Raw genomic sequence first — 7273 nt, forward strand, 5'->3', positions numbered from 1 at the left:
GCTGACCGCGGCCGACGAACGCCGGCTGGAGGTCGAGGCGCGCATCCAGGAAACGCTGAACACACCGCCGCATGTGGTTATTCGCCATACCGGTCTGGAGGCTGACAGCCCGATGCCTGAGATGCCCGAGATCGAGCGTCAGCTGGACCGGCTGAAGATCGAGCGCGAACGGCTGGGCGCCGTCAATCTGCGCGCAGAGGAAGAGCAGAAGGAGCTTTCCGACCGGCTGGAGGCGATCGTGTCGGAGCGCGAGGACATCATCGAGGCGATCCGCAAGCTCAGGCAGGCGATCCAGAGCCTCAACCGCGAAGGCCGCGAGCGGCTGCTTGCCGCCTTCGATGTCGTCAACGGCCATTTCCAGCGGCTGTTCTCGCATCTGTTCGGCGGCGGCACGGCGGAATTGCAGCTGATCGAATCCGACGATCCGCTCGAGGCCGGCCTCGAAATCCTGGCCCGCCCGCCCGGCAAGAAGCCGCAGACCATGACGCTGCTGTCGGGCGGCGAGCAGGCGTTGACGGCGATGTCGCTGATCTTCGCGGTGTTCCTGACCAATCCGGCGCCGATCTGCGTGCTCGACGAAGTCGACGCCCCGCTCGACGACCACAATGTCGAGCGCTTCTGCAACCTGATGGACGAAATGGCCGCCACCACCGAGACGCGCTTCGTCATCATCACCCACAATCCCATCACCATGGCGCGCATGAACCGGCTGTTCGGCGTCACCATGGCCGAACAGGGCGTCAGCCAATTGGTGTCGGTCGACCTGCAGGCGGCCGAGGCCATGCGCGAGGCAAGCTGACCCAGGTCAGCGCTGGCTGGAATGGGCCGCACCGGAGCAATTTCAGGAAAAGGGTGCAAGCGGTTCTCGCTCGGCAAAAAATGTCAGGGCCGCGGACTGTGCCTGTGCGAATGATGTTTGGCCGGGGACCAGACGAAATAGAGCGAGCCCAGTTTCAGCACAGGCACCCTGTGATCCCGCTCGCGATCACGCAGTTCCCGGTAGGTCTTCACCTTCAGTGTGCCCCCCGGCAATCTGATTCGCAAAGCCATGATGCATAGAGCTTACGTGCTTTCTCCAGACGATGGAAGATTCATTTCAAGTTCCTCATCAGTATTCGAGCTCCTGGAGGGGCGATCAGGAATTGTACTGGGCCACCAGATGACGAAATATTTGCCAAACTGCCAGACCGGGACTTCGCCCTTGTACTCTCGCCGCCGCAACTCATAACGTTGCTTGACCTTCAATACACCGCCCGGAAGCCTGATCTTGATCGTCATCGTCCCTCAATACTGATGGCGCACTTCCTGGGTGCCGCGCCCAAAATATCTGTCCGGCCAAGTTAGAAAAATCGCTCACTCTCGGATCGGATCGTTGCAATCCGATTTCGCTGAGTCAATGGAGCCGAGGGCGAACTCCTGTGGCTATCGGCGCCGTGCAGATAAGGCTTGAGAGCGGGCTCAACCTCTGCGCCGCAAGATCCAGTTCACACAGATCACGGCCACGAGGCCACATGCGATGCCGGCGCAATCGGCAAACCAGTCGAACACATCCAGATCGCGCCGTATCAGCGCCGTGCCCTGCAGGACCTCGATCGCCGCTCCAATCATGGCCAGGAAGACGATTAGTCTTGCTTTTCGATCGGGCCAGCCGAGCCCTCCAAGGAAAGTCATGACGGCAAAGGCGCTGGCGTGGTTCAGCTTGTCGGAACGGAAACCGATATCGATCCCGTACTCTTCAAGTCGGGGTATAGGCAGCAGTGCAAGGGCAAGAACAGCGGCAAGCGTGGCGAAAAAGGCGATCCGTTCGACGGCTGGATAAAATCTCATTCTGTTCCAATCTTTGCCTAGCCGCCGGGAAAGTCGAATCCGGCTCGGTATTGGCAGTTCAGGCTGAAACTCGGATCGACGGCGTTGTTCTTCTAAAGCCGCAATTTTTGCTTGAGCTTTTTCAGCCAGGTCTGTTCCGCCTCATCCTGATTTTGATGCGCCGGGACGTAGCGCGGCCGTATCTTTTTTCCTTTGATGTAGAATGGCTTTTCGACTTCTCCAACCAGATTGACGAAAAGCCGGGATTTGTTGGTGGGTTGGCGGACTGTGACGCCGTGGACCGATTCAATCGAGTTGATGAACAATACAAGAATGTTCTTGTCGTATTGAACTGTTTCGACGCATTCCAAATGGGTGTCGTCGACATAGGCATCATTGAAGAGTGTCGCTTTGGCTTTCAGCGTGGCGTATTTGGACTGGAAACGACTAATTGTCAGGTCCCCGCCAACGGCATCATAATCTTCCGGCCTCATATAAAACAGGCCAGAAAATAGCTTGTCGCCATTGTCGATGTGGCTTGTCCGCACCGAGCCGGCATTGGTCACCGGCGTGTTCCCGCTGAGCATCGCATCCATCAGTATGTCGCGTGTTGCATAGGTGTCACTAAACCTGATGCCCGCTTTCATATTCTTGAGGCGTTCATAATTGGGGTAATAATCAGGGTAAAGCTTGTGAATATCGTCATAGAACAGGTCGGCGACCTCGCCGAAAAATGCTTGCGATACATGGTAGGCGATAAAATCGCGCCATATTTGCGGCACGGCTTCGTTCGACCGAACGCGGTGGGCCTCATAATCCCACCTGGTGTTGTTGCGGCGTGTATCGATTTCGAGCGTTTCCGGAGCGGGAAACGTGCCGGCCAATTCCTGGTAGAGATCGAGGGGAAGGGCGTCAGGCAGGATGATGTGTGGAAACGGCTCCGATCGAACGTCGGCCTTGGTGGCTCGTTGAAGGACTGAAAGCGGCTTTGACATCGATGGTGTCCCAGATCGAGTTTGTCCGAATTTGGACAGCGAGGATCGTGTTCAACCTGTTCGGGTTACCGCCTTTCAACGGATCCCTTTCTGCGTCTCGTTCAAAGATTGGAGCGTTGAAAAGGGCTCCGCATGGGCTTTTACCATTTCGCTCATTAGAATATCCGCGCCAGTCATGAGGGGGACCAGGGTTTCCGCAAATGTGTATGTTTTGATGCCGTAAAGCCACTTCAGGTAAAGAAGGGCAGCTGACGTGCCGGAGACGCAGCCAACGATGTTCATTCGGGATACGACAAGCTCTATCGGATATATGTGTGGCAGGTTAGCTTCCATGATCCTGGTGTTGGCGTCGGCCGTCACATTGCCAACTGCATCCAGCAATTCGGGGAAGAAGGGCTTGCTTATTCTGGGATGTTCCTTCCAGACGACGTCGTATCCCCTCTCGACGATCTGCTCCGCAATTCGTCTATAGATCGCCGCCTCTTGCGCGTACGACATTATGCGGTTTCGCGACAATGCCTGGCCGAGCAGCAGGATCCGTGGGTTGGCTGACGCACGGCAATGTTCATCGCCGCCGGAAAGCGCATCCCTGCAGGCTTCACCTATTACGTCGCGCATCAGCGAAGCGCCGACCTGAAATCTTGGTACGTTCTCCAGTGCATCGTGAATGGGGATTTCGTGAAGCAAAGAATAAAACTTCGTCACCCGTCTCAGATGGTGTCTTTCTATCCTGTCGGCCGCTTTCCTCAATCGGAACGCCGGTGAAATTGTAGAGAGTCCTGCAATCAAGACCGCGGTGATGCGTCGTCGAAACCTTGTGCCCGGCGGCCGTGACATGGTTGCCATCTCGAATGGAAGGTATGACGTCAAGCCATCCTCATACAAAACGATCTTGGCTTCAGGGTATGAATCCAGCAGTATTTTTTCCGACGGCCGGTTAACGAAGCAGGCCCAGATTTCAGCTACGGAACTCGCGTCGAGACCAATTGTGTCTCGGATCAGACGATGGATCCGGAAAATTTGCAGTTGCCCATATTTACGCTCGGACGTCAGAAGGTCGTACGCCCATATGATCCGTCTCCAGGTCCATACTTTAGACGCAAGTTCAGCAAGACCGGTCTTGAAATGCTCGGAAACGCCGGCCGTTTCATAAAGCAGGAGATAGTCCTCATGCTCCTGATCCGCCGGGGAGCTTCCATCCATTGTTGATTGGCGAAGTGAGGCAACCAGGCTGAGCAATTGCCAGCTGCCAAAGACGCAGCATATTCGAGCTGGCAATTTAAGATCTCCAGATCGGATGGAAATAACGCTGCATGTTCCGCGATCTCAACCGCAAAATTGCTTCATATCCGACAGGCCGTGTGGCTCGGGGCGTCCCACCCGCTTCGTAATACTGCCTATCGCGTCGGTAGGAAATATCTTTCAGACGGCGGGTCTAACGTCCAAGACAGGCTAGAGTTCCGCACAATAGGCAGGCGAATTCACTTCAACTGAGCGGCAGAGACCTGTCGAGATCCGGCAATAGCACCCGGTGCGGCAGACCGCTCATGCGGTCGTCTTGCTGCTTCGGGTCCCTCTCGGCACCAAGAGCACGAATTCTCCCGGTTCTCGGGAAGGTCGTTGCCCGGGAAAGCGGGTTTCGCTTCCCCCAGTCAAAAGTAAGCTCCAGCCATGAACCGGAGCTAGATGATGACAGAGGCAGAAACCAGAATGTTTCACACACTTGATGTGCCAGCCGGTCCGGTGTGGCGGCCTGCAATCCCGGCCGACCTGACAAGGCAGGGCATGTGTGGGCGCATCTGCGCATCATGCCCGATACAAAGCCCGCACTGCCCCTCGAACGCCCTTGAGGCCGACGCTTCGGCGCAACGTCCCCGGTGAGCAGGCCAGAGCAATTCTAGGAAAAGTGTGAAGCGGTTTTCCGGCCAAAATTGCCTCAAAACAAAGAGTTAGAGCAGCTCGCCGTTTCCGTGAAACGGTGAACTGCTCTGAGGGCGGCGCCGGAAAATGCGCCGCCCTGTCGGAGGGGTCGTCCGCGATCAGGCGGCGAGCCAGGCCCGTGTGAAATCCTGCTCATAGGCCTGGTGCATCTGGTAGCCCATCAAGGAAGGTTTCATATGGCAGAACAGCTTTCGCCAGTAAGGCTGAACGATGATGCCGGAATCCTGCAGCATGACCTGGAGTTCCTTCATTACCACACGGCGCTGCTCCGGATCGGCGATGGAATTGGCCTTGTGGACCTTGGCATCGAAGTCTGGATCGGCGAACCCCGTCTCGTTCCATGCCGAACCGGTCTGATAGGCAAGCGCATAGGTCTGGATGCCGAGCGGTCGGGCGTTCCAATTGGTCGTCGCGAAGGGATACTTCGTCCAGTGGTTCCAGAACGCCGATTCCGGGATGACGGTGCGTTTCACCTTGAAGCCGGCGTCGCGCATCTGCTGGGCGACGGCATCGGAGCTTTCCTTGCGGTAGTCGGCTTCGACCGAGATCAGATCGAACTCGAAATCGAGCTGGCCGGCTTCCTCGAGCAATGCCCTGGCCCGGGCCGGATCACGTTTGATCGGCGGCAGGTCGGCGTGTTCGGGATGCATCGGTCCGACATGATCGTTCTGCGCGACGATGCCCATGCCGTCGGCGCCCAGTTGCAGCACCGCTTCGTTGTCGACCGCAAGCTGTATGGCGTTGCGCACGCGCTTGTCGTCATAGGGTTTGGCGTTGACGTTGCAGCGCGAGACCAGGGTGGCGGCAGTGACGATCTCGCTTTTCTTCAGGCCCAGCCTGTCGAGCATGGCGACGTCATAGGACTGCGTCTGGCCGTTCAGGTCGATCTCACCGGATTCGAAAGCGGAGACGGTGGCGGCCGAGTCGGTGCCGTAGTCGGTCCAGTCGATGCCGTCGAGGAACACCTCGCCGCCCCACCACGACCCGTCCGGCCGCTTGCGCACCGAGGCAGCAACGCCGACATCGAGTTTTTTAAGCTCGAATGGACCCGTGGAAACGGGGTTGGCCGACAGTGGCGCTGCCTTCGGATTGAACGTGCGGTGGACGATCAATGCCGGGTAGTCGGTCATCGCAGGGATAATGGTGATGTCGGGCTGCGACAGTTTCAGGACCAGGGTGTGGTCGTCGCGAACCTCGATGGCACCAGTGCGCGCCACCTTGGTGTCGGGATCGATCAGGGCGGTCATGCGCCCCGCCATCGAGTTGCCGGCGGCATCCTTCTCACACCAGCGCGTGATGTTGAAGGCGACATCCGTGGCGGTGAAATCGTCGCCGTTCGACCACTTCACCCCTGGGCGCACCTTGAGCACATATTCCGTGGCGTCCGCATTGATCTCCCAGCTCTGCAGCAGCACCGGCTCGAAGGTGAAATCCGGCTTCCAGCGCACCAGCGGTTCGAGAAACTGCATGGCGATGTTGCCCATCTGCGAAACCTTGAACTTGCGCGGGTCTTCCAGCTCCATCACCTGCATGGCAACACGCAGCACGCCGCCCTTTCTGGGTTGGGCGGCTTCCTCGGCCCGCGCCGGAACCGGTTGACCGATGAGCCCATAGGCAATCGCCGTGCTGGCGCCGAAGGCGCTGGCCAACGCCAGGAACTCGCGGCGGCCAAGCGCGCCGCTCTTCGCGCCTTTCGCAAATGTGCCGATCGCCGGATGAAGAGGTCTGGATGTCATATCGGTTCTCCCATTGTTGATTTTACGCCCAAATTCGGTGGAATGCCCTTGCCGCGTCGTTGCTGGGCGCTGTTTTCTACAAGACGCAGCGGATGGCGGCGGGGCCGCGACGGCGAGGGGAAGGCAAGATGAATCTTCTGACGGCGATGCGGGTGTTCGATCGGGTCTGCCTGCTGGGCAGCCTGTCGGCGGCGGCGCGCGATCTCAACATGTCGACGACGGCCGTCAGCCGCACCATCAAGGAACTGGAAGACGACCTCGGCGTCCGGCTCATCAATCGCACCACAAGGCGCCTCAGCCTCACAGAGGCGGGCCGCGACTATGCTCCGCGTGCCCGCATCCTGCTCGACGACATTTCCGAACTGCAGGATTCGACGCGCGGCCTTCACAAGGAGACGCGCGGCCTGATCCGGGTTTCCTGCTCCAATGTTCTGGGCCACACGCGCATAACCAAGCTGGTGCCGAAATTCCTCGAAGAGAACCCGCTCACCACGATCGAGTTCGACCTCACCGCGCGTTATGTCGTCGGCATTGTCGAGGAAGGCTACGATGTCGCCATCCGCTTCGGCGGTCAGGCCGATTCCGCCTTGATTGCCCGCCGGCTTGGGGAAGTTCGCAACTATGTCTGCGCCACGCCCGATTATTGGGACACAAACGGCCGCCCGGTCCACCCGGATGAGCTGGCAAGCCATTCCTGCGTGCTGAGCAATTTCGCCAAGCGGCTTGGCACATGGCCTTTCATCGGACCAGACGGCCCTTTCGATGCGGCTGTCGGCGGGCGCATCTCGACCAACA

General features: G+C 58.4%; 7 protein-coding genes. 2 read left to right on the forward strand and 5 right to left on the reverse strand.

The genetic code is table 11. The features are described from left to right. Positions 1–799: AAA family ATPase (locus EOA22_RS19380; RefSeq protein WP_164755640.1), on the forward strand; the 799-nt coding region annotated here is incomplete at its 5' end. Positions 800–1062: 263 nt separating this feature from the next. Here the strand turns inward: EOA22_RS19380 and EOA22_RS19385 are convergent. The 5 genes from EOA22_RS19385 to EOA22_RS19405 all read right to left on the reverse strand — a co-directional run bounded on the left by EOA22_RS19385 (position 1063) and on the right by EOA22_RS19405 (position 6478). After that, positions 1063–1278 (reverse strand): hypothetical protein, encoded by a 216-nt coding sequence (locus tag EOA22_RS19385; RefSeq protein ID WP_082826424.1) that lies wholly within the window; start codon positions 1276–1278, stop codon positions 1063–1065. Positions 1279–1458: 180 nt separating this feature from the next. Further along, entirely contained in the window at positions 1459–1827 is a 369-nt protein-coding gene (locus EOA22_RS19390; RefSeq protein WP_013532752.1) for a hypothetical protein, read from the reverse strand. Between the two features lie 92 nt (positions 1828–1919). Beyond that, entirely contained in the window at positions 1920–2801 is an 882-nt protein-coding gene (locus EOA22_RS19395) for a hypothetical protein (protein WP_013532751.1), read from the reverse strand. A gap of 75 nt (positions 2802–2876) precedes the next feature. After that, positions 2877–4079: an alpha-2,8-polysialyltransferase family protein gene (locus tag EOA22_RS19400; protein ID WP_244514274.1), complete on the reverse strand. Its 1203-nt coding sequence runs from the start codon at positions 4077–4079 to the stop codon at positions 2877–2879. A gap of 761 nt (positions 4080–4840) precedes the next feature. Beyond that, positions 4841–6478 (reverse strand): ABC transporter substrate-binding protein, encoded by a 1638-nt coding sequence (locus EOA22_RS19405; protein ID WP_013532749.1) that lies wholly within the window; start codon positions 6476–6478, stop codon positions 4841–4843. A 128-nt stretch (positions 6479–6606) separates the two neighbouring features. Between EOA22_RS19405 and EOA22_RS19410 the strand changes: the two genes are divergently transcribed. Continuing rightward, positions 6607–7273, forward strand: a 667-nt coding sequence (locus tag EOA22_RS19410; RefSeq protein WP_164755641.1) for a LysR family transcriptional regulator, incomplete at its 3' end; no start/stop codon positions are given.

Source organism: Mesorhizobium sp. M7A.F.Ca.US.014.04.1.1, from assembly GCF_003998745.1.
GTDB classification, from domain to species: domain Bacteria; phylum Pseudomonadota; class Alphaproteobacteria; order Rhizobiales; family Rhizobiaceae; genus Mesorhizobium; species Mesorhizobium ciceri.

Coding starts and splice junctions, on each gene's coding strand:
- EOA22_RS19385 (WP_082826424.1), bottom strand. CDS start 1,278: ATGACGATCAAGATCAGGCTTCCGGGCGGTGTATTGAAGGTCAAGCAA.
- EOA22_RS19390 (WP_013532752.1), bottom strand. CDS start 1,827: ATGAGATTTTATCCAGCCGTCGAACGGATCGCCTTTTTCGCCACGCTT.
- EOA22_RS19395 (WP_013532751.1), bottom strand. CDS start 2,801: ATGTCAAAGCCGCTTTCAGTCCTTCAACGAGCCACCAAGGCCGACGTT.
- EOA22_RS19405 (WP_013532749.1), bottom strand. CDS start 6,478: ATGACATCCAGACCTCTTCATCCGGCGATCGGCACATTTGCGAAAGGC.